Annotated in this window: 22 protein-coding genes; 19 read left to right on the plus strand and 3 right to left on the minus strand. The window is 67.8% G+C overall.

Going from position 1 to position 23016, the window contains the following annotated elements:
• The first annotated feature begins 18 nt into the window (after nt 1-18).
• A complete protein-coding gene (adh, locus tag AC1RL8_RS11365; protein WP_492685347.1) occupies nt 19-1539 on the plus strand; it encodes an aldehyde dehydrogenase in 1521 nt (506 codons plus the stop codon).
• Nucleotides 1539-1916 carry a DUF779 domain-containing protein gene (locus AC1RL8_RS11370; RefSeq protein WP_062476386.1) on the plus strand — a complete coding sequence of 126 codons (378 nt, stop codon included), beginning with the start codon at nt 1539-1541 and terminating at the stop codon, nt 1914-1916. Before adh ends, AC1RL8_RS11370 begins: the two co-directional genes overlap by 1 nt.
• A gap of 15 nt (nt 1917-1931) precedes the next feature.
• On the opposite strand, the gene AC1RL8_RS11375 is transcribed toward AC1RL8_RS11370, so the two are convergent.
• On the minus strand, nt 1932-2849 hold the full coding sequence (locus AC1RL8_RS11375; protein WP_354347730.1) for a LysR family transcriptional regulator: 918 nt from the start codon (nt 2847-2849) through the stop codon (nt 1932-1934).
• 141 nt (nt 2850-2990) lie between these two features.
• On the opposite strand from AC1RL8_RS11375, the gene AC1RL8_RS11380 reads away from it, so the two are divergent.
• From AC1RL8_RS11380 to AC1RL8_RS11440, 13 genes are all read left to right on the plus strand, one after another.
• Complete coding sequence (locus AC1RL8_RS11380; protein ID WP_062476391.1) at nt 2991-3407, plus strand: YjfI family protein; 417 nt, start codon at nt 2991-2993, stop codon at nt 3405-3407.
• Nucleotides 3408-3419: 12 nt separating this feature from the next.
• A complete protein-coding gene (locus AC1RL8_RS11385) occupies nt 3420-4142 on the plus strand; it encodes a PspA/IM30 family protein (RefSeq protein WP_492678311.1) in 723 nt (240 codons plus the stop codon).
• 2 nt (nt 4143-4144) lie between these two features.
• Nucleotides 4145-4504 carry a hypothetical protein gene (locus AC1RL8_RS11390; protein WP_062476395.1) on the plus strand — a complete coding sequence of 120 codons (360 nt, stop codon included), beginning with the start codon at nt 4145-4147 and terminating at the stop codon, nt 4502-4504.
• Nucleotides 4505-4546: 42 nt separating this feature from the next.
• Complete coding sequence (locus AC1RL8_RS11395; RefSeq protein ID WP_095744901.1) at nt 4547-5191, plus strand: OB-fold-containig protein; 645 nt, start codon at nt 4547-4549, stop codon at nt 5189-5191.
• Between the two features lie 121 nt (nt 5192-5312).
• On the plus strand, nt 5313-7481 hold the full coding sequence (locus AC1RL8_RS11400; protein WP_062476401.1) for a flotillin family protein: 2169 nt from the start codon (nt 5313-5315) through the stop codon (nt 7479-7481).
• A gap of 14 nt (nt 7482-7495) precedes the next feature.
• On the plus strand, nt 7496-8041 hold the full coding sequence (locus tag AC1RL8_RS11405) for a TFIIB-type zinc ribbon-containing protein (protein ID WP_492685348.1): 546 nt from the start codon (nt 7496-7498) through the stop codon (nt 8039-8041).
• A 12-nt stretch (nt 8042-8053) separates the two neighbouring features.
• Entirely contained in the window at nt 8054-13321 is a 5268-nt protein-coding gene (locus AC1RL8_RS11410; protein WP_492685349.1) for a DNA repair ATPase, read from the plus strand.
• Nucleotides 13321-14019 carry a phospholipase D-like domain-containing protein gene (locus AC1RL8_RS11415; RefSeq protein WP_492685350.1) on the plus strand — a complete coding sequence of 233 codons (699 nt, stop codon included), beginning with the start codon at nt 13321-13323 and terminating at the stop codon, nt 14017-14019. Before AC1RL8_RS11410 ends, AC1RL8_RS11415 begins: the two co-directional genes overlap by 1 nt.
• Nucleotides 14019-14792: a hypothetical protein gene (locus tag AC1RL8_RS11420; protein WP_492685351.1), complete on the plus strand. Its 774-nt coding sequence runs from the start codon at nt 14019-14021 to the stop codon at nt 14790-14792. Before AC1RL8_RS11415 ends, AC1RL8_RS11420 begins: the two co-directional genes overlap by 1 nt.
• A 112-nt stretch (nt 14793-14904) precedes the next feature.
• Nucleotides 14905-16077 (plus strand): CaiB/BaiF CoA transferase family protein, encoded by a 1173-nt coding sequence (locus AC1RL8_RS11425; protein WP_492685352.1) that lies wholly within the window; start codon nt 14905-14907, stop codon nt 16075-16077.
• Nucleotides 16074-17057: a hydroxymethylglutaryl-CoA lyase gene (locus AC1RL8_RS11430; protein ID WP_492685353.1), complete on the plus strand. Its 984-nt coding sequence runs from the start codon at nt 16074-16076 to the stop codon at nt 17055-17057. Before AC1RL8_RS11425 ends, AC1RL8_RS11430 begins: the two co-directional genes overlap by 4 nt.
• Nucleotides 17054-17434: a VOC family protein gene (locus tag AC1RL8_RS11435; RefSeq protein WP_492685354.1), complete on the plus strand. Its 381-nt coding sequence runs from the start codon at nt 17054-17056 to the stop codon at nt 17432-17434. Before AC1RL8_RS11430 ends, AC1RL8_RS11435 begins: the two co-directional genes overlap by 4 nt.
• Before the next feature lie 47 nt (nt 17435-17481).
• Nucleotides 17482-18447 (plus strand): Bug family tripartite tricarboxylate transporter substrate binding protein, encoded by a 966-nt coding sequence (locus AC1RL8_RS11440; RefSeq protein WP_159272228.1) that lies wholly within the window; start codon nt 17482-17484, stop codon nt 18445-18447.
• 16 nt (nt 18448-18463) lie between these two features.
• Here the strand turns inward: AC1RL8_RS11440 and AC1RL8_RS11445 are convergent, their stop codons facing one another.
• Nucleotides 18464-18610 (minus strand): hypothetical protein, encoded by a 147-nt coding sequence (locus AC1RL8_RS11445; RefSeq protein ID WP_167395007.1) that lies wholly within the window; start codon nt 18608-18610, stop codon nt 18464-18466.
• A 189-nt stretch (nt 18611-18799) separates the two neighbouring features.
• On the opposite strand from AC1RL8_RS11445, the gene AC1RL8_RS11450 reads away from it, so the two are divergent.
• Nucleotides 18800-19261 (plus strand): GNAT family N-acetyltransferase, encoded by a 462-nt coding sequence (locus tag AC1RL8_RS11450; RefSeq protein ID WP_492685355.1) that lies wholly within the window; start codon nt 18800-18802, stop codon nt 19259-19261.
• 140 nt (nt 19262-19401) lie between these two features.
• Here the strand turns inward: AC1RL8_RS11450 and AC1RL8_RS11455 are convergent, their stop codons facing one another.
• Complete coding sequence (locus AC1RL8_RS11455; RefSeq protein ID WP_062476432.1) at nt 19402-19968, minus strand: LuxR C-terminal-related transcriptional regulator; 567 nt, start codon at nt 19966-19968, stop codon at nt 19402-19404.
• Between the two features lie 93 nt (nt 19969-20061).
• Here AC1RL8_RS11455 and AC1RL8_RS11460 point away from each other — a divergent pair, with 93 nt between their 5' ends.
• From AC1RL8_RS11460 to AC1RL8_RS11470, 3 genes are all read left to right on the plus strand, one after another.
• Complete coding sequence (locus AC1RL8_RS11460) at nt 20062-20865, plus strand: CoA transferase subunit A (RefSeq protein ID WP_492685356.1); 804 nt, start codon at nt 20062-20064, stop codon at nt 20863-20865.
• A 1-nt stretch (nt 20866) separates the two neighbouring features.
• Nucleotides 20867-21505: a 3-oxoacid CoA-transferase subunit B gene (locus AC1RL8_RS11465; RefSeq protein ID WP_070059338.1), complete on the plus strand. Its 639-nt coding sequence runs from the start codon at nt 20867-20869 to the stop codon at nt 21503-21505.
• Between the two features lie 106 nt (nt 21506-21611).
• On the plus strand, nt 21612-23009 hold the full coding sequence (locus AC1RL8_RS11470) for a CoA transferase (RefSeq protein WP_492685357.1): 1398 nt from the start codon (nt 21612-21614) through the stop codon (nt 23007-23009).
• The last annotated feature ends 7 nt before the right edge of the window (nt 23010-23016 follow it).

The following is a 23016-nucleotide window of genomic DNA, read 5'->3' on the forward strand; positions in this document are numbered from 1 at the left end:
ACCCAACGGAGACAACCCATGGACATGCTCGAACCGGGCAAATTCGGTACCGCGGTGCCTTTCAAGGCGCGCTACGGCAACTACATCGGCGGCGAATGGGTCGCGCCGGTGGAGAACCAGTATTTCGGCAACATCACGCCCGTCACCGGCAAGGTCTTCTGCGAAGTGCCGCGCTCCAGCGCCGCCGACATCGAGCGCGCACTCGACGCCGCCCACAAGGCCAAGGCCGCCTGGGGCCGCACCTCGACCACCGAGCGCGCCAACATCCTGAACCGCATCGCCGACCGCATGCAGGAAAACCTGGCCATGCTGGCCGCCGCCGAGACCTGGGACAACGGCAAGCCGATCCGCGAGACCATGGCCGCCGACCTGCCGCTGGCCATCGACCACTTCCGCTACTTCGCCTCGTGCGTGCGCTCGCAGGAGGGCGGCATCAGCGAGATCGACCACGAGACCTTCGCGTACCACTTTCACGAGCCCATCGGCGTGGTCGGCCAGATCATTCCGTGGAACTTCCCCATCCTCATGGCCGTGTGGAAGCTCGCGCCCGCGCTGGCGGCCGGCAACTGCGTGGTGCTCAAGCCCGCCGAGCAGACGCCGGTGTCGATCCTGGTGCTGCTGGAGGTCATCGGCGACCTGCTGCCGCCGGGCGTGCTGAACGTGGTCAACGGCTTCGGCGTGGAGGCGGGCAAGCCGCTGGCGTCGAGCAACCGCATCGGCAAGATCGCCTTCACCGGCGAGACCACCACGGGCCGGCTGATCTCGCAGTACGCGAGCCAGAACCTCATTCCGGTCACGCTGGAGCTGGGTGGAAAGTCGCCCAACATCTTCTTTGCCGACGTGATGGAGCGCGACGACGCCTTCTTCGACAAGGCGCTCGAAGGCTTCACGATGTTCGCGCTGAACCAGGGCGAGGTCTGCACCTGCCCGAGCCGCGCGCTCATTCAAGAGTCGATCTACGACCGCTTCATGGAGCGTGCACTGAAGCGCGTGGCCGCCATCAAGCAAGGCAGCCCGCTCGACGCGGCCACCATGATCGGCGCGCAGGCCTCGAGCGAGCAGCTCGAAAAGATCCTGTCGTACCTGGACATCGGCCGGCAGGAGGGCGCGCAGGTGCTCATCGGCGGCGAACGCCAGCAACTCGAAGGCGACCTGGCCGACGGCTACTACGTGAAGCCGACCGTCTTCCGCGGCCACAACAAGATGCGCATCTTCCAGGAAGAGATCTTCGGACCCGTGGTGTCGGTCACCACCTTCAAGGACGAGGAAGAAGCGCTGTCCATCGCCAACGACACGCTCTACGGCCTGGGTGCCGGCGTGTGGAGCCGCGACATGAATCGCGCCTTCCGCATGGGCCGCGGCATCCAGGCGGGGCGCGTGTGGACCAACTGCTACCACCAGTACCCGGCGCATGCGGCCTTCGGCGGCTACAAGCAATCGGGCATCGGGCGAGAGAACCACAAGATGATGCTCGACCACTACCAGCAGACCAAGAACCTGCTCGTGAGCTACAGCGAGAACAAGCTGGGCTTCTTCTGATGACCGGCGAGGTCCTGCGCGTCACCGCGACCGATGCGGCGCTCGCGCTTATCGACGACCTCGCCGCACGGCACGGCCCGCTGATGTTCCATCAGTCGGGCGGCTGCTGCGACGGCAGCGCGCCCATGTGCTACGCCCAGGGCGAGTTCATCGTGGGCGACTACGACCGGCTGCTGGGCCGCATCGGCGGCATGCCGTTCTACATCAGCGGGCCGCAGTTCGAGTACTGGCAGCACACGCAGCTGATCATCGACGTGGTGCCGGGGCGCGGCGGGATGTTCTCGCTGGAAGGGCCGCTGGGGGTGCGCTTCCTGACGCGCTCGCGGCTGTTCACGGAGGCGGAGTGGGCGGTGCTCGAGGCGGAGGCGGCGGGGTAGGGCCCCGGCCGGTCGTCAGTTCGACGAGGCGAGCAGCTGCCGCACCAGCAGCTGCGTCGCCGGCGTCAGCGCCGCGCCCGTCTTCGTCGCCATCAGCAGGCGCCGCGTGGCCCACGCGTCCTTCAGGTGCACCACCTTCAGGTCGAGCGCGGCCACCTGCGCCTTGCAGGCGGCGAGTGGCACCACGCCGATGCCGAGGTTGGCCGCGATCATGTGGCACATCGCATCGAAGCTGCGCACCTGCACGCGCAGCCGCATCGGAATGCCGGCCTGCTCGGCCGCGCGCGAGGTCAGCTCGAGCAGCGAGCTGCTGCGGTTCAGCCCCACGAACTCGTGCGCCAGGCAGGTCTTGAAGTCGACCTGCTTCGCACGCAGGCGCGCCAGCGGGTGCGGCCGGGCGCACAGCACCACGAGCTCGTCGGTCTGGAAGGGCGCGACGTCGAGGCCGTAGGCGGGCGTGTTCTCGGCGAATACGCCGACGTCGGCGAGGCCATCGACCAGCGCGCGCACGATGTCGCCGCTCAGCTGCTCCTCGACCTCGACGCGGATATCGGGATGCTGTCCCAGGAACGCCGCCAGCGTGGTCGGCAGGAACTCCGTCAGCGCCGACATGTTGGCCCACAGCCGCACATGGCCGCGCACGCCGCTGGCGTAGTCGCCCAGCTCGTTGCTGAACTGCTCGAAGCCCTGGAAGAGGCGCATCGCATGCTGCATCGCCACATGCCCGGCCGGTGTGAGCGCGATGCCCTGGGCGCTGCGTTCGAGCAGCTTGGAGCCCGTGGCGGCTTCGAAGTCGGACAGGCGCCGGCTCGCCGCCGAGAGCGCGAGGTGACACGCCTCCGCACCCTTGGTGATGCTGCCCGACTGCGCCACGGCGCAGAACAGGCGCAGCGTCACGAAATCGACACGCGCGGGGTTGATGGTGCTGGCCATCGGCGGATTCTAGAGAGCGCGCCAGTGCCGAAAGTCATGCGCACGGGTTAAAAGAATTTTTGACATGTTATGTCGCTGCACCTATAGTGAATCCATCGAAGCATCGCGCGCTTCCCACGGTAGACAACCCAAAGGAGAGGTATGCAATCACTGCTGGATCAACTCGAAGGCCTCGATGTGCTGGCCGGTGCCGCGATGGGCGGGCTGTCTGTTCAGCTGCAGCCGATTCCGGGCAGCACGCCGGTGGTCCAGGTGAGCATCGAGGGGCGCGATGAGCTGCCGATCTTCGTCACCAGCTCCGACATGCAGATCATCTGCATCTGCTACCTCTGGACCGAAGAAGACGTGAAGCCCGCGCGGCGCACCGAGCTGCTCGAATCGCTGCTCGACCTCAACCCGTCGGTGCCGCTGTCGTCCTTCGGGCGCGTCGGCGGGCGCTACGTGCTCACGGGGGCGCTGGGGCGCAACGCGAGCGTGGAAGACATCGCACGCGAAGTGGCCGTGCTCAGCGACAACGCGCTCGATGCGCTCGACGCCTTGTCCGAATTCCTGAACTAAGCGGAGATCACCATGACAGTCATCAAGAAGCTGGTCACCTTGCTGCGCGGCAGCGCCCGCGAAATCGGCGAGAGCGTGATCGACAGCAATGCCACGCGCATCTACGAGCAGGAAATCATCGACGCCAAGCACAGCATCGAGAAGGCCAAGGGCGACCTCACCGGCGTGATGGCCAAGGAGATGCAGTCGGCCCGCGAAATCGAACGCCTGAAGGGCGAGGTCGCGCGCTACGAAGGCCTGGCGCTCGAAGCGCTCAACAAGACCCAGGAAGGCCTCGCACTCGATGTGGCGGCCAAGGTCGGCACGCTCGAGCAGGAGCTCGAGGAGCAGGCCAAGGCCCACGCCTCGTACGCGCTGCAGGTGTCGCGGCTCAAGGACCTGATCAAGTCGGCCGAGGCGCGCATTCGCGAGCACGAGCGCGAGATCGGCATCGCCAAGACCACCGAGAGCGTCTACCGCGCCACGCAGTCGATCTCCGAGAACATCGGCAGCGGTGGCTCGCGCCTTGCCAGCGCGCGCGAGTCGCTGGAGCGCATCCGCTCGCGCCACGAAGACCTGTCGGACCGCATGGCGGCGGGCCAGCAGCTCGAGGACGAATTCGGCCACAGCGCGCTCGAGAAGAAGCTGGCCGCGGCGGGCATCGGCAACGACGCCGACCGCACCGGCAAGGTGATGGAGCGCATCCGCGCCCGGCAGGCCAAGCCGTCCGAACCGTCCAAGCCGGTTCAGGAGTGACGATGGTGCGGGTCAAGCCGGTACGCTGGCAGGGCTCGGACGAGGCGATCCGCGCGGTCCAGGTGGCCTTCGACGTGGAAGAGGCCGTGCTCGAGGCCGTGCGCACCGCGGCCTTCGAGCAGCACGTGTCCACGCCCGACCAGATCCGGCAGGTGCTGGGCCTGGCGACCACCTCGAAGCCGAAGCGGCCGCGTCTCACGGTGTCGTTGAACACGGCCGACTACGAATTCCTGGCGGCGCGGTATGGTCTGTCACCCGACGACCGTCTGGCCATCAAGGAGAGGGCCACGCGCGAACTGATTGCCTTTGCAGGCAAGGCGAACAAGAAGAACACCGGCACGAAGAAGCCGGGCGGCAGGTAAGAAGAAAAGAGAACAACAACCAACCCGCACGCGGGAGGATCAATGGGCGATTTCATGGGAGCGGTGACGGGGTACCCCACCGCGATCTACACGGTGCTGCTCGGCGTCGTGGTGATCTATTGGGTGCTCGCGGTGGTCGGCATGGTCGACTTCGAGAGCAGCGGGATCGACGTCGACCTGCAGACGCATGCCGACGGCGACACCAGCGACATGGGCCAGATCGCGAGCTACGTGGTCGCCTTCGGCCTGAACGGCGTGCCGTTCTCGGTGGCCGTGAGCCTGCTGGTGCTCGTGGCCTGGACGCTCTCGTGCCTGGGCGGCGAGTGGCTGCTGCCGCTGGTGCCGACGATGGTGCTCAAGCTGGTGGCCGGCACGGTGCTGCTGGTGGCCAGCGCGGCCCTTGCCATCCCGGTGACGGCGGTGGCCATCCGACCGCTCAAGGGCCTCTTCGTGAGCCACACGGCCGTGAGCAATGCGGCGCTGGTGGGCCAGGTCTGCCGCGTCGTCACCGGCGTGGTGAACGAGAAAGACGGCCGCGCCGAAGTGGCGCGCCGCGGCGCCAGCCTCAACATCCGCGTCTGGGCGCCCACGCCCAACGCCCTCAAGCGCGGCTCGCACGCGCTCATCCTCGAATACGACGAGGTGGCCGCGCGCTACCTCATCGCGGCGCACGAAGACATCGTCTGAGAAGGCGTGAACGACCCCGCCATGTCCGCTCATCGGCCACGACGGATTCATTCACACCTTCTGCCCGCGCGCATCCCTCACCCAAGTTCGTTCGCTCGCTCTTAAAGCATCTGGAGAAAAAATGGAGCCCATCATCTTCGCCGTGGTCATACTGGCCGTCGTCATCCTCGGCCTGTTCGCGATGTTCGCCAAGTTCTATCGAAAGATCGAACAGGGCCACGCACTCATCGTGAACACGCTGCGCGCCGAGCCCGAGGTGACCTTCACCGGCCGCATGGTCTACCCGATCATCCACAAGGCCGAGCTGATGGACATCTCGGTCAAGACCATCGAAATCGACCGCTCCGGCAACGAAGGCCTCATCTGCCGCGACAACATCCGCGCCGACATCAAGGTGAAGTTCTTCGTGCGCGTCAACAAGACCGCCGACGACGTGCTGAAGGTGGCGCAGGGCATCGGCTGTGCGCGGGCCTCCAACCACGAGACGCTCGAAGAGTTGTTCTCCGCCAAGTTCTCCGAAGCGCTCAAGACGGTGGGCAAGTCGATGGACTTCGTCGACCTGTACCAGGCGCGCGACGGCTTCCGTGACGAGATCATCAGCCAGATCGGCAACGACCTCTCGGGCTACGTGCTCGAAGACGCCGCGATCGACTACCTCGAGCAGACCCCGCTGTCGGAGCTCGACGCCAACAACATCCTCGATGCGCAGGGCATCAAGAAAATCACCGAACTCACGGCGGTCGAGCATGTGCGCACCAACGAACTGCGCCGCAACGAGGAAATGCAGATCAAGAAGAAGAACGTCGAGACGCAAGAGGCCTTGCTCGAGCTCGAACGCCAGCAGGCCGATGCCACCGCGCGCCAGCAGCGCGAGATTGCCAGCGTGCGCGCCCGCGAAGAAGCCGAAACCTCCAAGATCCAGTCCGAAGAGCGTACCAAGTCCGAAACCGCGCGCCTGATGGCCGAGCAATCCGTCTCGGTGCAGCAGGAGAACGTGCAGCGCGAAAAGGAAGTGGCCGAGAACAACCGCAAGCGCGCGGTGGCCATCGAGGAAGAAAAGGTCACGCGTGCTCGCGACCTCGAAATTGTCGATCGTGAGAAGGAAGTGACCCTGCAGCGCATCGAGAAGGACAAGGCCGTCGAAGTGCAGAAGAAGGCCATTGCCGACGTGATCCGCGAGCGCATCGTGGTCGAGCGCACCGTGGCCGAACAAGAAGAAGCCATCAAGGAACTGCGCGTGGTCGCCGAAGCCGAGCGCACCAAGAAGTCGGTCGTGATCATGGCCGAAGGCCAGGCCGAAGAGAAGATGGTGCTCGACGTGAAGGCCGCCGAAACGCAAGAGAAGCGCGCCCGCCACAAGGCCGCCGAAGAACTCACGCTGGCCGACGCCAAGCTCAAGGTCGCCGAGCGCGACGCCGAATCGAAGAAGCGCGAAGCCGAGGGCGTGGAAGCCATTTCCGCCGCACCGGGCCTGGCCGCTGCCAAGGTCGAAATCGCCACGGCCCAGGCCAAGCTGGCAAGCTTCGAAGCCGAGGCTTCGGGCAAGGAAAAGCTGGGCTTGGCCGACGTGCATGTGCGCCAGGCCGATGCCGACGCGATCCTCAAGGCCGGCCAGGCCGACGCGCAGGTCATCGAGGCCCGTTCGCAGGCCGAAGCGGCCGGCATGCGTGCCAAGTTCGAGGCCGAGGCCTCGGGCAAGGAAAAGCTCGGCCTCGCCGAAGTCAACGTGCGCACGGCCGATGCCGAGGCCACGCTCAAGTCGGGCCAGGCCGATGCGCAGGTGATCGAAGCGCGCTTCAACGCCGAGGCCAAGGGCCTGCACGAGAAGTTCGAGGCCATGAAGTCCATGAGCCCCGAAACCCGCGACCACGAAGAGTTCCGCATGCGCCTGGAAAAGTCGCACATCGAAACCATGAAGGGCATCGACGCGCAGACCTCCATCGCCAAGGAACAGGCCGACGTGCTGGGCACGGCACTCGCCAACGCCAAGATCGACATCGTGGGCGGCTCGGGCGACTACTTCGACAGCTTCGTGCGCTCGCTCTCCGTGGGCAAGGGCATCGACGGCGTCATCTCCAAGAGCCAGGCGGTGCAGGTCGCCTTCAAGGAACAACTCTCGGGCGAGCGCGACGTGGTGAAGGACCTGCGCGACATCGTCGGCGCGCTGGGCAATTCGTCGGGCGAAATCCAGAACCTCAGCGTCGCCTCGCTGATGAGCAAGATCGCCAACGACGGCACCGAAAGCCAGAAGTCGGCGCTGCAGAACCTGATCTCCTCCTTCCGCAACTGAGCCGGGGGCGCGCGATGAACCCGAACCTGAAGTGCAGTTGCACCGCCCATGCCGCGATGCAGCCCGTCGCGCTCGCCGAAGCCCTGCTCGGCGTGCAGTGCGGCGACTGCCACGGCATGGTGATGGACATGGACGACTGGCGCAGCTGGAAGGCCGCCGACCCGAAGCGCGTGCCGCATGAGGTCGACGATGAGGTGATCGAGGTGTTCGACATCGCCGCCGTGCGCCACTGCCCGGAATGCGAGCGCCTGATGCAGCGCCTGCGCGTGAGCGCGGGGCCCGACTTCCGCATCGACCGCTGCGTCGCCTGCCAGAACCTCTGGTTCGACCAGGGTGAATGGCGCGCCCTCGTGAGCCGCGGCCTGGCCGGCCGGCTCGACGAGCTGCTGTCCGACGGCTGGCAGCGCCGGCTGCAGACCGAAGAGGTGCGCGAGGCGCGCCTGGCCGCGCTGCGCCGCCGCTACGGCGACGACTGCATCGACGAGCTGGACCGCATCCGCGCCTGGCTCGACACCCAGCCTCACCGCGACGAATTGCTCGCACTGCTGCGCGCGGACTGACCGCGCCGATCCATGCAACCCACCGACGACACCGCAGCGCCGCCCGGCGCCCAGGCCCCCATCGACCAAACCGAAGCGCTGGTCTCCGGCAGCGGCAGCTACGACCTGCTGAAGAAGCGGCTCGAAACCCAGGGCGAGGGCCTGCTGAAGAAGACGCAGGCGCTCAACGAGCAGCGGCTGGCCGAGTTCGGCCGCTCCGACCAGGCGCTGATCCTGCGCACCCGCGCACGCACCGAGAACAACGCCGTGGCGCGCGACATCGTGCGCATCGGCGACCTGCTGCTGTTCGGCTACAACGTCTTCATCGGCCTGCGCAAGGAAACGGCCGTGGGCGACGTGTTCGGCCTGTACCGGCTCGCATCGCCGGGCGAAGCCGCCACCGAGAACGACGAGCTGCAGCCCGTGCCGCTGGCCGGCACCTTCCTGGAAGACGCGCGTTTCGCCTCCGACTTTCGCGAGCTCTACGCCTACTACAAGCAGGCCACGCTGCTGCAGCTGCGCGTCACGCAGGACAAGCTGCTCGCCTCGTTCCAGATCGGCCAGCAGCTGCACGACGTGCGCGTGTTCCGCTGGGCCATCGAGCGCGACGGCAGCATCAATTACATCGACAACCGCGGCGAGCGCGACATCGCCTTGCCTGCGAGCCACGATTTCGAGTGGACCGTGGCCACGCGCGAAGACCACGTGGGCGGCAAGCATCCGCACGTGAACGTGCTCGACACCGTGTTCGTCGAGACGCTGGGCGGCGACCTCACGGTCAAGATCGAGAACAACACCGAGACCGGCTTGGGCATCTACAGCGAGCCGGTGGAGGACAAGAGCCAGTCGCTCACCGACGCCGAGATCGCCTGGGCCAAGCTGGGCATGCTGATCCTGCTGCGCGTGAAGCCCTACCGCGAGCAGGTCACGCGCTACCTGGTGTTCAACATCCGCACGCAGCAGGTCGAGCGCATTGACGCCATCGGCGGCTCCTGCGTGCAACTGCCCGAAGACCACGGCATCATCTTTCCGGGTGGCTACTACCTGCAGTCGGGCGAGTACAAGCGCTTCGACCTGCCGGCCGAGGTGGTGGAAAACCTGCGTTTCAAGCGCATGCTGCGCTCGCCCAACGGCGAGGACGTGGCCTATGTCTTCTACGACCCGAAGCCCGGGCGCTATGCGCTGTTCAACTACAACCTGATCGACAAGAAGCTCGCCACGCCGATCATCGCCAACGGCTACGCGCGCTTTGCCGACGGCCGCATGCTGGTGTTCAACGGCGACGACGTCGAGCCCACGCGCGTGCACCCGATGCAGCTGTGGCAGACGCCCTTCGCCAGCGAAGAGCACGTGAGCGCGCAGCCGCCCGCCACCGGCTTCTTCGGCAAGATCGGCAACGCCGAGCTGGTGCGCGGCGTGAGCGACCTCATGGGCATCGCCCGCGCGGTGCGCGAGCAGGCGCCCACGCGCGCCGCCTACGAAGACCTGATCCGCCAGTGCACCCGCGTGAGCGACGCCTACTTCTGGCTCGACGCGCCCGAGGCCACCGGCCTCATGGGCGAGCTGCGCAGCATCGCCGAGGTGGCGCGCAGCACGCTGGCCGAGTTCGAAAAAGTTGACACCATCCGCCGCGAAACCGCGCGCGCGCTGGCCCGCGCGGAAGACGAGCAGCACGCGCTGCTGGTCGACATTGCCAGCACCCTCTGGCGCGCCCCCGACGATTTCGTGAAGGCGCTGGGCCGGCTGCGCGAGCGGCGCGGCGCGCTGCAGATGCTCAAGGAGCTGCGCTATGCCGACCTGCCGCGTATTGCCGCGATGGACGCCGCGCTCGAGGTCGAGCAGCAGCGCATCGGCGAGCGCGCGATGCAGTTCCTGGCGGCCGACACGGCCTTCCACGGCCAGCGCCAGGCGCTGGACAAGCTCGCGCTCGAACTCCCCAACCTGGCCACCTCGCCCGCGCTCGGCCAGATGCTCGCCACGCTCGACGAGCAAGCCGCCGGCCTCGACCTGCTGACCGAGCAGCTGGGCAGCCTGCCGGGCGGCGACGCGGTGATTCGCACGTCGATCCTGGACCGCATCTCGCTGATCTACGCCGACATCAACCGCATGCGTGCCGACGCACGCGCGCGGCGCAAGTCGCTGGGCGCGACCGAGGCGCGTGCCGAGTTCGGCGCGCAGTTCAAGCTCTTCAGCCAAGCGGTCGAGAACGCGCTGGAGTTCGCCGACACGCCCGAGAAGTGCGACGACGCGCTCACACGCCTGCTGGCCCAGCTCGAGGAGATCGAAGGCCGCTTCGCCGAGCAGGAAGACTTCCTGGCCGACATCGCCGAAAAGCGCGAGACCGTGTACGAAGCGCTGTCCGCGCGACGCCAGAGCCTGGTCGACGCCCGCCAGCGCCGCGCGCAGGGCGTGGTCGACGCGGCAGGGCGCATCCTCGACGGCATTCCGCGCCGCATCGCGCAGTTCGGCGACCTGACGCAGGTGCACAGCTACTTCGCGGCCGACCCGATGATCGGCAAGCTGCACACGCTGATCGCCGACCTGCGCACGCTGGGCGCCGCGGTGCCGGCCGACGAGCTCGACACGCGCCTGAAGACCGCGCGCGACCAGGCGCTGCGTTCCATCCGCGACAAGCGCGAGCTGGTGAGCGAGGGCGGCGACACGCTGCGCCTGGGCCGCCACGCCTTCACCGTGCACCGCCAGCCGGTCGACCTGACACTCGTGGCCCGCGACGAGGGCATGGCCTATCAGGTGACGGGCACCGACTACCAGAGCCCGGTCGATGAACCCCGGCTGCTGCCGCTGCAGCGCTACTGGAACCAGTCGCTGGTGTCGGAGACCCCCGAGTTGTCGCGCGCCGAGTACCTCGCCGGTCGCTTGCTGGAAGCCTTGCTCGACGGCAAGACCGAGCGCAGCTGGGCCGAGGTGCTCACCTTGCTGGCCGAAGACCCGCTGCATCCGCAGCTGCTTGATATGGTTCGCCGCTTCGCTGCGGCGCGCTACCAGGAGGGCTATCAGAAGGGCATCCACGACGACGACGCGATGCGGCTGCTGGGGGCACTCGTCGGCATGCAGGACCAGGCGGGCCTGCTCGCCTGGGGCCCGACCGAACGCGCGCTGGCCTTGCTCTACTGGCAGCACGGCCACCTGATCGCACACCGCGAGTCGATGCTGCGCCGCGCACGGGCCGCGATGCAGATGCTGGCGCTGTTCGGCCGGCGCGATGCGCTGGAGCAGCTCGAAGGCGATATCGCGCGTGCCTTGAATCACTTCGCCCGCGACGTGGTGCCCGACCTGCTGCCTGTGGCCGACACCGCAAACGACGAAACACGCGACGCGCACGACGGCCGCGTGAACACCCTGTGCGACCAGGCCGCCGCGTACCTCGTGCGCGAACTCGCCGGCCCGCATGGCGGCGAGACCTGGGCCGTGTCGGGCGCGGGCGAGGACCTCGCGGCGGCGTTGCTGCGCGAGCTGGAGCGTGGCGGCCGGCGCGATGCGTGGCAGCACGACCTCGATGCCGCACCGCCCGCCGAGCGCTGGCGCCTGGCGCGCGACTGGGTGCGCGCCTACGCGACGCATCAGGCGCCGCAATCGGTCGACTGGACCGACGACGCGGCCAGCGTGCTGGCCATGCCGTTGCAGCGCACCCGCGTCAACGCGGCGCTCGACCGCACCGTCGAGGGTCTGCGTGGCGAACACCCGCGCGTCGCCGAAGGGCGCCTCACGCTGAACCTCAACGACTTCTGGCGCCGCTTCCTGTTCCACACCCTGCACGCGGTGCCGGGCTACGAGGCGCTGCACAGCCTGCGCCACGAGCTGCTCGAACGCGAGAAGGCGCGGCTCAAGCTGAGCCAGTTCCAGGCCAAGCCCCTGTCGACCTTCGTTCGCAACCAGCTGATCGACGAGCTGTACCTGCCCATCATCGGCGACAACCTCGCCAAGCAGATCGGCTCGGCGGGCGAGGGGAGCCGCACCGACCGCATGGGCCTGTTGCTGCTGATCTCGCCGCCCGGTTACGGCAAGACGACGCTCATGGAGTACGTGGCCGACCGCCTCGGCCTGATCTTCGTGCGCATCAACTGCCCGGCGCTGGGCCATGGCGTCACGGCCATCGACCCGGTGAACGCGCCCAACAGCGCCGCGCGGCAGGAGCTGGAAAAGCTCAACCTGGGCCTGGCCATGGGCAGCAACGTGATGCTGTACCTGGACGACATCCAGCACACCAGCCCCGAGTTTTTGCAGAAGTTCATCGCGCTGGCCGACGGCACGCGCCGCATCGAGGGCGTATGGAACGGCGAGCCGCGCAGCTACGACATGCGTGGCAAGCGCTTCGCGATCGTGATGGCGGGCAACCCGTACACCGAGTCGGGCGACGTGTTCAAGATCCCGGACATGCTGGCCAACCGCGCCGACATCTACAACCTGGGCGACGTGCTCTCGGGTCGCGAGGCGGCGTTCGCGCTCTCGTACATCGAGAACAGCCTGACCTCCAACCCCACGCTGATGCCGCTGGCCTCGCGCGACCCGAAGGACGTGCAGCTGCTGGTGAAGATGGCGCAGGGCCACGACGTGCCGAGCAGCGCGCTCTCGCACGCCTACAGTTCGGTCGAGCTGGAAGAGATCAAGGCGCTGCTGCAGCGCCTGTTCCGTGCGCGCGACCTGCTGCTGAAGGTGAACCTCGCGTACATCGAATCGGCCGCGCAGCAGGAAACCTACCGTGTCGCGCCGCCGTTCAAGTTGCAAGGCAGCTACCGCAACATGACCAAGCTCGCGGGCAAGATCACGCCGCTGATGCGCGACGACGAGCTCGACGCACTGCTGCGCGACCACTACCGCGGCGAGGCCCAGACGCTGACCACCGGCGCGGAAGAAAACCTGCTGCGCCTCGCGCAACTGCTCGGCAGCCCGACGGCCGAGGAGAGCGCACGCTGGACCGCCATCTGCGACGAGTTCGTGCGTCAGCGCAAGCTCGGCGGCGCCGACGTCGACGGCAGCCAGCGCATCGCGAGCAGCATGCTCGACGTGGCGCGCGCGGTCGATGCACTCAAGCCCGAGCCCACGCCGCCGGCCGAGGGACCGAGTGAAAGCCAGCGCCTGGCCGACGCGATGCTGCAGATCGCCGTCACCTACCGTGAGCTGATCCTGCCGCTGGTGACCGCCACCGAACGTCGGCTCGAACTCGACCGCTCGATCAAGCAGGACATGGAGCGCCTCGCGGCCGAGGTGCAGGCCACGCGGGCCGCGCCCAAGCGCGTGCCACCGCCGCCATCCCCGCCCAAAGCCGACAAGGATCACTGATGTCCGCACTGCCCGAACTGCTGGCCCAACTCGACGCCACCCTGGCCGACGCGCGCCTGAGCGACGACGAGCGCCGCGTGCTGGTCCACACCCTGCGCGAAGCCTCGCCCCCCGAAGACGGCCTGCGCCAGCTGCGCAACCGCGCCTTCGACCTTGTGCGCTCGCGCACCGCCGACCCCGAGCAGCTGTCGCTGCTCAAGTGGCTCGAAGGCGTGGTGCGCGCGATCGACACGGGCCGCTCGCCCGACAGCGTCACGGTGCGCTCGCAGGCCTATTTCAGCCCGGGCACCGCCTGCCTGCAGGCGATCAACCAGCAACTGCGAACGGCGAAGCGCGCGGTCGACCTGTGCGTGTTCACGCTCTCGGACGACCGCATCACCGCCGAGGTGCTGGCGGCGCACCGGCGCGGCGTGACGGTGCGCTTCATCACCGACAACGACAAGGAATACGACCGCGGCAGCGACGTCGGCCAACTGCGCGCGACCGGCATTCCGGTGGCGGTGGACCGCACGGAGGCCCACATGCACCACAAGTTCGCGATCTTCGACGGCGCGCGGCTGCTCAACGGCAGCTACAACTGGACCCGCAGCGCCTGCGAGTACAACGAGGAGAACCTGGTGCTGAGCAACGACCCGTCGCTGGTGCGCCGCTTCGCGGACGAATTCGACACCTTGTGGAAAGAACTGCAGGCCCCCTGATGGCAAGACGAATCGACTACGACTGGGAACTGCCCGCCGCCATGCAGCAGCGGCTGGGCGGCAGCACCTATGGTGCGCAGCGCATCATCCACGAGCAGGAGCACCTGATGGTGATCCTGCACGAGCCGCCCTCGGGCACCGGCGCCGAGCGCAAGCCCATCGTGTTCCTGCGCAAGCCCGACGGCGCATGGCTGCACAAGGGCAACAACCCCGGCGAGCGTGCGCTGGCCAAGCTGCTCGAAAGCTACCGCGCGGCGTTCAGCACCTTCGAGATCCGCCACCAGGCCGCCGAGACCTCGGAAGACCTGTTCCAGATCCTCGGCCCGCTGATCCCGCTCAGCCGCGCCGCGCGGAACATGCAGGACACCCTGCAGGCCGCGCGCGATGCGGTGAAGGGCGACCTGATGCTCATCGACCAGCGCGACCTCGCGGTGGAGATCGCACGCGGCTTCGAGTTGCTGCTGGCCGACACGCGCATGTCGCTCGACTACCGGCTCGCACGCGCCGCCGAGGCGCAGGCGCACTCGGCCCTCGAGATGAGCCGTGCGCAGCACAAGCTCAACACCATCGCCGCGCTGACCTTTCCGCTCATGGCCGTCGGCGCGGCCTTCGGCATGAACCTGCACAGCGGGGTGGAGAACCTGCCTTCGTGGGTGTACTGGCTCATCTTCGCGGCCGGCATCTGCTTGGGCGTGATGCTGCGCGGCTGGGTGAAGACGCCGGCCGAGCCGCCGGTGGTTGCCAGGCCTGCGTCCACGCTGAAGAAAAAGTAGGGCGCACCGCAGGGGGCTTCGCGTTTCGCGAAGGCCTGCTGCCATCCGAGCAATTCCGTTCGTCGCCATCTGTTCCTAGAGTCGGGGCAACCCACCTGGAGACAGAGAAAAGATGAACGCACTCGAAGGCCTGAAGGTGCTGGAGCTTGGCCAGCTCATCGCCGGCCCGTTCGCTGGCAAGACGCTCGCCGAGTTCGGCGCCGACGTGATCAAGGTCGAGCCTGCCGGCGTCGGCGACCCGCTGCGCAAGTGGCGGCTGCTGCGTGACGGCACTTCGGTGTGGTGGGAGGTGCAGTCGCGCAACAAGCGCTCGGTGTGCCTCGATCTGCGCAGCGCCGAAGGGCAGGAGGCCGTGCGCGCGCTGGCGCTCGAGGCCGACGTGCTCATCGAGAACTTCAAGCCCGGCACGCTCGAAGGCTGGGGCCTGGGCTGGGAGCAGCTGCATGCGCTGAACCCGCGGCTCATCATGCTGCGCATCTCGGGCTACGGGCAGACCGGCCCCTACCGCGACAAGCCGGGTTTCGGCGTGCTCGGCGAATCGATGGGCGGGCTGCGCTACCTCAGCGGCGAGCCCGGCCGGGTGCCGGTGCGCGTGGGCGTCTCGCTCGGCGACACGCTGGCCGCGCTGCATGGCGTGATCGGCGTGCTCACCGCGCTGCACCACCGCACGGCCCACGGCGGCGAGGGCCAGTTCATCGACGTGGCGCTGTACGAATCGGTCTTCAACGTGATGGAAAGCCTGCTGCCCGAGTACGACGCCTTCGGTGCCGTGCGCGAGCGGGCCGGCAGCGCCTTGCCGGGGATCGCGCCGACCAACGCCTACCGCTGCAGCGACGGCCACTACGTGCTGGTGGCGGGCAACGGCGACAGCATCTTCCGCCGCCTGATGCGCGCCATCGACCGCGCGGACCTGGAGACCGACCCCGGCCTCGTGCACAACGACGGCCGCGTGCTGCGTGTGGAAGAGATCGACGCCGCCATCGAAGCGTGGACCCTGCAGCGCAGCCGCGACGAGGTGCTGGCCGTGCTCGACGCGGCGGGCGTGCCGGTCGGGCGCATCTACACGGTGGCCGACATCGCGACCGATCCGCAGTACCTGGCGCGCGAGATGATCGTGCAAGCGCGCGGCTCCGACGGCGCGCTGCTCAAGGTGCCGGGCGTGGTGCCCAAGCTCAGCGCCACGCCGGGGCGCATCGCGCATGCGGCGCCGCGGCTGGGTGAACACACGGCGGACCTGCAGGGCGCGGGCTGGCCGGTGCGTGGCGTGGAAAGCGAGGCCGTATGAAAACCGGCAACGGCACGCGGCTGTTCATCAACGAGGTCGCCACGCGCGATGGCTTCCAGATGGAAAGCCGCTTCATTCCCACCGACGACAAGGTCGCGCTCATCGACCGGCTCGGCACGCTCGGCTACGCCAAGATCGAGGTCACTTCGTTCACTTCGGCCCAGGCCATTCCCGCGCTGCGCGATGGCGAAGAAGTGATGCAACGCATCGCGCGCCGGCCTAGCGTGGTCTACACCGCGCTCGTGCCGAATGTGCGCGGCGCCGAGCGCGCACTCGAAAGCCGCATCGACGAGTTCAACATCGTCATGTCGGTCAGCGAGACGCACAACCTCAGCAACCTGCGGATGACGCGCGAGCAGTCGTTCGCGCAACTGGCCGAGGTGATCGCGCTGGCGAGGCAGGCGAGGGTGCCGGTGAACGTGTCGCTCTCCTGCGTGTTCGGCTGCCCGATGGAAGGCGAGGTGCCGCTGGCAACGGTGCTCGGATGGATCGACCGCTTCGCGGCGTTGGGCGTGCAGGGCCTCACGCTGTGCGACACCACGGGCATGGCCTATCCGACGCAGGTGCAAGCGGTGTGCGAGGCCGTGCGTGCGCGGCATCCGGCACTGGAATGGACGGCGCATTTCCACAACACGCGCGGCATGGGCCTGGCGAACACCATCGCGGCAGTCGAAGCGGGCCTCGATCGGCTCGACATGTCGCTCGGCGGCATCGGCGGCTGCCCCTATGCGCCGGGCGCGACGGGCAACGTCGCGACCGAGGACGTGGTCCACATGTTGCAGTGCATGGGCTACGACACCGGCATGGACCTAGATGGCCTGATCGGCGCAGCGGCTGAACTCGAATCGCTCGTGCAGCACGAACTGTCGAGTCAGGTCTCGCGTGCCGGTCACCGACTGACGCGGCATGCACCGCCGGCTGATTTCAACGCCATCGTCGAACGCGCAAAGGCGCGCCCCATCAAGAAGGAGAACGCATGATCGACCACCTGGATCACCTGGTGCTCACGACCGCCAACGAAGAAGCCTGTGTCCGCTTCTACGTGGAGACGATGGGCATGACGCTGGAAACCTTCGGCGCCGGCCGCAAGGCCTTTCGCTTCGGCAACCAGAAGATCAACCTGCACGTGAAGGGTCACGAGTTCGAGCCCAAGGCCGAACTGCCCACGCCCGGTTCGCTCGACCTGTGCTTCATCGCAAGCGTGCCGCTCGAAGAAGTCGTCGCGCGGCTGCAAGCGCAGGGCGTGCCGATCCTCGAAGGGCCCGTGATGCGCACGGGCGCCACGTCGCGCATCCGCTCGGTCTACGTGCGCGACCCCGACCTGAATCTCATCGAGATTTCGGAGCTGGCGTCCTAAAGCCCGCCGCCCGAAGACAGTCCACAAAAACCACCGGAGACAAACCCATGAACCCCGCTCACCGCCTGCTCGCGGTCGGCCTCGCGCTGGCCGCTGCCGCCTCGCACGCCGACACTTGGCCTTCCAAACCCCTGACCTTCGTGGTGCCCACGGCACCCGCGGGCTCCACCGACATCATGGCGCGGCTGGTCGCCGACCCGCTGCAGCGCGCGCTGGGCCAGCCGGTCGTGGTCGACAACAAGCCCGGCGCCAGCGGCAACATCGGCACCGAGTTCGTGGCCCGCGCCGCGCCCGACGGCTACACGCTGTTGCTGCAGTACTCGGGCTACCACGTCGGCAACCCGTCGCTGTACCCGAACCTGCGCTGGAGCCCGACGAAGGACTTCGTGCCGGTGGCGATGGTGATGCGCGCGCCGCATGTGGTCGCGGTGAGCGGCAAGCTGCCGGTGACCTCGATGAAGGAACTCATCGAGTACGGCAGGAAGAAGGAGGGCGGCCTGTTCTACGCCTCGTCGGGCAACGGCTCGATCCAGCACATCGCCGGCGAGCTGCTGTCGCGCCAGACCAAGCAGCCGGCCACGCACGTGCCCTACAAGGGCTCGGGGCCGGCCATCAACGACCTGGTGGCGGGCAATGTCGACATCTTCATCACCACGCCGCCCTCGGTCATCGGTCACTTCGCGGGCGGGCGCATCAAGCCGCTGGCGTACACCGGCAGCAAGCGGCACGCGTCGATGCCGAACGTGCCGACCTCGGCCGAGGCCGGGTTGCCGGGCTACGAGGTCGAGTCGTGGTTCGCGGTGTTCGCCCCGGCGAAGACGCCGCCCGAGGTGGTGAACAAGCTCAGCGCCGAGATCAGGAAGATCGTCGAGAGCGAGGCCTTCCGCAAGAAGGTGGACGAGCAGGGCGCCTTCGCGACCTACATGGACCCGGCCACGCTGGGCAGGTTCGTCGACCAGGAACTCGCAGCCTGGTCGAAGGTGATCAAGGGCGCCGACATCAAGCCGGAGTGAAGGCCCCCGGCCAGGCTCAGGGCTTGACGCCCAGCACCGACAGGATCACCGCCGCAAGGCCGAGCGCCACGGGCACCTGGTGCCCGGCCAGCGCGCGGGCCTGGGCCACGGACAGCCTGGTTTGCTGAAGGAGGTTCTTTTCCGAATGAAGGGGTGTGGACATGGTGTCTGCTCCTGTGTGGGGCGAACGGTGTGTTCGCGTGGGTTCCACGATAGGCCTCTCGATGGGCGATGGCGCATGGGTTTTGTCGACACGGCGTTTCCGTTTTCGCAACGATCCGGGGCCTCTGGCAGGGAACTTCTGCCCAGAACTCAGAATGGAGTCATGCAACGGAAAGAACGAAACACTCGCATGAAGGGTTTGACGATGCGCACGGCCACCCCGGCGGACGCCGTGCCCTGGCCGCTCCTGTTCGACGCGGACGGCCCGCGCCCCGAGATCGAAAAGTACCTGCTGCGCGGCGAGCAATGGCTGGCCGAACAGGCCGGCGAGGTTGTCGGCCAGATGGTGCTCATGGCCACGCGCGTCGACACGTGGGAAATCATGAACATCGCCGTGGCTGAAGCCCACAAGGGCCAGGGCATCGGCACCGCGATGCTGAAGAAGGCGAAAGCTCTTGCCAGGCAGCGCGGCGCGCACCGGCTCGAAGTCGGCACAGGCAACAGCAGCCTGCGCGAGCTGGCCTTCTACCAGCGCTTCGGCTTTCGCATCGTCGGGGTCGACGTCGACTACTTCGTGCGCCGCTGGGGCAAGGCGACGAAGCAGAACGGCATTCCGCTGCGGGATCTGGTCCGCATGGAGATGGTGCTCTAGCGCGCCCCGCACCACGACCGCACTCGGTGTGCGCAGGACACTGGGTGCTTCCCGCAGCGAAATCAAGGAGGAGGGGCGAAGCCCCGGGGGACATTCGCGGAGGGAAGTACCCGGTGGCCTGTGCACGCGCCCTGAAGGAATCACCCCGCAATCAACTTCTGCACCAGCTCCGCAGTCGTCGCCGCCGCGTACTTGCGCATCAACCGCGCCCGATGCAGCTCCACCGTGCGATGGCTGATGCCCAGAGCCTTCCCGATCTCTTTGGAAGTCAGCCCGCGCATCACCTGCGCCGCCACCTCCCGCTCGCGCGGCGTGAGCTCCGCCTTCACCGCGCGTCGCGAACCCAGGTCCTCGAAGGTCCAGATGCCGGCTTCGTGCGGCGCCGCGCGGTTCATCGCATGGCCGGTGACGTGGCACCAGAAGGTCTCCCCGGCCAGCGCACCGTGCAGCCCGCCCAGGCGCTTCATCATGCGGTTGTCGGCGTAGTGGCCGCTGGCGTTCAAAAAGGGCTCCATGCGCTTGCCGATGCGCTCGAACTCCGCCACGCTGGGGTACAGGATGCTGAACGAATGCCCGACCAATGCAGAGGGCTCCGCGCCGAAAATTTCGCACACGCGCTGGTTGCAGGCGACGATGGTGCGGTTGCTCGAGACCACCATGCCGACGGGTGCATGTTCAAAAGCCAGCCGGTAATCGATCTCGGGCATCGGGTGTCACCATTACGAAATACTACGTATACGAGTAGGTAGTATCGTTGAAGCCTTTCCCACCCACTCTCCACCACCCATCAAGGAGCCCGAGTGAACAAGATTTATCCCTCCGCAGACGCGGCACTCAAGGGGGTCGTGGCCGACGGGCAGACGCTCGCGGTCGGCGGCTTCGGCCTGTGCGGCATTCCCGAAGCGCTGATCGACGCGCTGAAGGATTCCGACGTGCAGAACCTCACCGTCATCTCGAACAACGCGGGCGTCGACGGCTTCGGCCTCGGCAAGCTGCTCGAGACGCGCCAGATCAAGAAGATGATCGCGTCGTACGTGGGCGAGAACAAGGAGTTCGAGCGCCAGTACCTGGCCGGTGAACTGGCCCTCGAATTCACGCCCCAAGGCACGCTGGCCGAGAAGCTGCGCGCCGGCGGCGCCGGCATTCCCGCCTTCTTCACGAAGACCGGCGTGGGCACGCAAGTGGCCGAAGGCAAGGAGCTGCGCGAGTTCGGCGGCGAGACCTACGTCATGGAGCACTCGCTGGTGCCCGACGTGGCACTGGTCAAGGCCGACGTGGCCGACAAGGCCGGCAACCTGCGCTTTCGCCTCACGGCGCGCAACTTCAACCCCGCCGCCGCCATGGCCGGCAAGGTCTGCATCGTCGAGGTCGAGAAGATCGTCGAAGTGGGCGAGCTGGCCCCCGACGACATCCACCTGCCGGGCATCTACGTGCACCGCCTGGTGCTCAACGCCACGCCCGAGAAGCGCATCGAGAAGCGCACCGTGAGCGCCTCGGTCGATGCCGCCGCCGCCAAGGTCGAGGCCCAGACCGCCATCGCCCAGGCCGCCGCCGCCGGCAGCGAATCGGCCGTGAAGGCCGTCAACAAGAAAGAAGGAGCCTGAGATGCCCTGGACCCAAGACCAGATGGCGGCCCGTGCCGCCCAAGAACTCGAAGACGGCTTCTACGTCAACCTCGGCATCGGCATTCCGACCCTGGTGGCCAACCACACCGGCACCAAGGAAGTCTGGCTGCAAAGCGAAAACGGCATGCTCGGCATCGGTCCGTTCCCGACCGAAGACAACGTCGACGCCGACCTCATCAACGCCGGCAAGCAGACCGTCACCACGCTGCCCGGCTCGGCCATCTTCGGCAGCCATGACAGCTTCGCGATGATCCGCGGCGGCAAGATCAACCTGTCGATCCTCGGCGCCATGCAGGTCAGCGCCAAGGGCGACCTCGCCAACTGGATGATCCCCGGCAAGATGGTCAAGGGCATGGGCGGCGCCATGGACCTCGTGGCCGGCGTGAAGCGCGTGATCGTGCTGATGGAACACGTGGCCAAGAAGAAGGACGGCACCGAAGACCTGAAGATCCTCGAGCAATGCACGCTGCCGCTGACCGGCGTGGGTGTGGTCGATCGCATCATCACCGACCTGGCCGTGATGGACGTCGTGCCTGAAGGCCTCAAGGTGATCGAGCTGGCGCCGGGCGTGAGCTTCGACGCGCTGCAGGCCAAGACCGGTGCGAAGCTGATCCAGTAAGCCATCGGCACAAGGTCGCGAACGCAACGACAACAACAAGGGCAGGGCCGCGCAAGCGGACCCTGCCTTTTTCATTTCTTTTTTTCCTTCCCTGAAGGGGCGACGCATGGCAACGAGTGAAGAAGTCCTGGCCGGTCTCTGGCAACTGGCGGGGTTGCCCGCCGAGGCGCTGGCTTTCGCGCGGCTCACGGGCGCCGACCCGGTGCTGCCGTCGTCCTTCGCGGTCGGCCTCGCGGCGCAGGCCAGCATCGCCGCCGCCGCGCTCGCGGCCTGCGAGCTGGGGCACCGGCGCGGCGTGGCGCGGCAAGAGGTGGCGGTCGACACGCTGCACGCCGCGCTCGACTGCACGGGCTGGTTCAGCCTCGACGGCCGCGTGCCCGATCTGTGGGACACCTTCTCGGGCGTGTACCGCTGCGCCGACGGCTGGGTGCGCATCCACGCCAACTTCAAGCACCACCGCGAAGGCGCGCTGCGCCTCATGAAGCTGGACCCGACCAGCGCCACGCGCGCCGACGCCGAGGCCGCGATGGCCGGTTGGCGCGCGATCGATTTCGAATCGGCCGCCGCCGCGCAAGGCCTGGTGGCGACCGCACTGCGCCGCTTCGACGAATGGGACGCCTCGCCCCACGGGCAGGCGGTGGCGGCGCAGCCGCTCTTCACCATCGAGCGCATCGGCGACGCACCGCCGCGCGCGCTGCCGCCGCTGCGGGGCGACCAGCGTCCGCTCGAAGGCCTGCGCGTGCTCGACCTCACACGCATCCTCGCGGGGCCGGTCGGCGGCCGGGCGCTGGCGGCGTATGGCGCCGACGTGATGCTGGTCAATTCACCGAACCTGCCGAACATCGAATCCATCGCCGACACCAGCCGCGGCAAGCTCTCGACGCACGTGGACCTGTGCACGGACGAAGGCCGCGCCGTGCTGCACGGCCTCGTCGCCGACGCGCATGTCTTCGTGCAGGGCTACCGCCCCGGCGGCATCGCGGCGCTGGGCTTCGGCCCCGAGGCGCTGGCGCGCGAGCGGCCGGGCATCGTCTGCGTCTCGCTCACGGCCTACGGCACGCAGGGGCCGTGGGCCGATCGGCGCGGCTTTGATTCGCTGGTGCAGACCGCCATGGGCTTCAACCATGCGGAAGGCGAGGCCGCGGGCGACGGCAAGCCGCGCCCGATGCCGATGCAGATCCTCGACGAGGCCAGCGGCTACCTGATCGCCCTCGGTGCCGCCGCGGCGTTGTGGCGCCAACAGCAGGAGGGCGGCAGCTGGCATGTGCAGGTGTCGCTGGCGCAGACGGGGCAGTGGCTGCGCGGGTTGGGCCGCGTGGACGGCGGGCTGTCGATCGCGCGGGCCGATGTCGCGCCGTACGTCGAGACCTCGGCCTCGGGCTTCGGCGAACTGGCCGCGGTGCGCCACGGCGCGCAGCTGTCGCGCACGCCGGCCGCCTGGCCGCGGCCGTCGATGCCGCCGGGCAGCCATCCGCCGGTGTGGCCTGCCGCTGCCGGGGGATGAGAAACTG

It is taken from the genome of Variovorax sp. GW822-FHT04E09, from assembly GCF_058800845.1.

Excerpts from the sequence above, each read along its gene's own strand:
- adh (WP_492685347.1), top strand. The coding sequence starts at position 19 with ATGGACATGCTCGAACCGGGCAAATTCGGTACCGCGGTGCCTTTCAAG.
- AC1RL8_RS11370 (WP_062476386.1), top strand. The coding sequence starts at position 1,539 with ATGACCGGCGAGGTCCTGCGCGTCACCGCGACCGATGCGGCGCTCGCG.
- AC1RL8_RS11375 (WP_354347730.1), bottom strand. The coding sequence starts at position 2,849 with ATGGCCAGCACCATCAACCCCGCGCGTGTCGATTTCGTGACGCTGCGC.
- AC1RL8_RS11380 (WP_062476391.1), top strand. The coding sequence starts at position 2,991 with ATGCAATCACTGCTGGATCAACTCGAAGGCCTCGATGTGCTGGCCGGT.
- AC1RL8_RS11385 (WP_492678311.1), top strand. The coding sequence starts at position 3,420 with ATGACAGTCATCAAGAAGCTGGTCACCTTGCTGCGCGGCAGCGCCCGC.
- AC1RL8_RS11390 (WP_062476395.1), top strand. The coding sequence starts at position 4,145 with ATGGTGCGGGTCAAGCCGGTACGCTGGCAGGGCTCGGACGAGGCGATC.
- AC1RL8_RS11395 (WP_095744901.1), top strand. The coding sequence starts at position 4,547 with ATGGGCGATTTCATGGGAGCGGTGACGGGGTACCCCACCGCGATCTAC.
- AC1RL8_RS11400 (WP_062476401.1), top strand. The coding sequence starts at position 5,313 with ATGGAGCCCATCATCTTCGCCGTGGTCATACTGGCCGTCGTCATCCTC.
- AC1RL8_RS11405 (WP_492685348.1), top strand. The coding sequence starts at position 7,496 with ATGAACCCGAACCTGAAGTGCAGTTGCACCGCCCATGCCGCGATGCAG.
- AC1RL8_RS11410 (WP_492685349.1), top strand. The coding sequence starts at position 8,054 with ATGCAACCCACCGACGACACCGCAGCGCCGCCCGGCGCCCAGGCCCCC.
- AC1RL8_RS11415 (WP_492685350.1), top strand. The coding sequence starts at position 13,321 with ATGTCCGCACTGCCCGAACTGCTGGCCCAACTCGACGCCACCCTGGCC.
- AC1RL8_RS11420 (WP_492685351.1), top strand. The coding sequence starts at position 14,019 with ATGGCAAGACGAATCGACTACGACTGGGAACTGCCCGCCGCCATGCAG.
- AC1RL8_RS11425 (WP_492685352.1), top strand. The coding sequence starts at position 14,905 with ATGAACGCACTCGAAGGCCTGAAGGTGCTGGAGCTTGGCCAGCTCATC.
- AC1RL8_RS11430 (WP_492685353.1), top strand. The coding sequence starts at position 16,074 with ATGAAAACCGGCAACGGCACGCGGCTGTTCATCAACGAGGTCGCCACG.
- AC1RL8_RS11435 (WP_492685354.1), top strand. The coding sequence starts at position 17,054 with ATGATCGACCACCTGGATCACCTGGTGCTCACGACCGCCAACGAAGAA.
- AC1RL8_RS11440 (WP_159272228.1), top strand. The coding sequence starts at position 17,482 with ATGAACCCCGCTCACCGCCTGCTCGCGGTCGGCCTCGCGCTGGCCGCT.
- AC1RL8_RS11445 (WP_167395007.1), bottom strand. The coding sequence starts at position 18,610 with ATGTCCACACCCCTTCATTCGGAAAAGAACCTCCTTCAGCAAACCAGG.
- AC1RL8_RS11450 (WP_492685355.1), top strand. The coding sequence starts at position 18,800 with ATGAAGGGTTTGACGATGCGCACGGCCACCCCGGCGGACGCCGTGCCC.
- AC1RL8_RS11455 (WP_062476432.1), bottom strand. The coding sequence starts at position 19,968 with ATGCCCGAGATCGATTACCGGCTGGCTTTTGAACATGCACCCGTCGGC.
- AC1RL8_RS11465 (WP_070059338.1), top strand. The coding sequence starts at position 20,867 with ATGCCCTGGACCCAAGACCAGATGGCGGCCCGTGCCGCCCAAGAACTC.
- AC1RL8_RS11470 (WP_492685357.1), top strand. The coding sequence starts at position 21,612 with ATGGCAACGAGTGAAGAAGTCCTGGCCGGTCTCTGGCAACTGGCGGGG.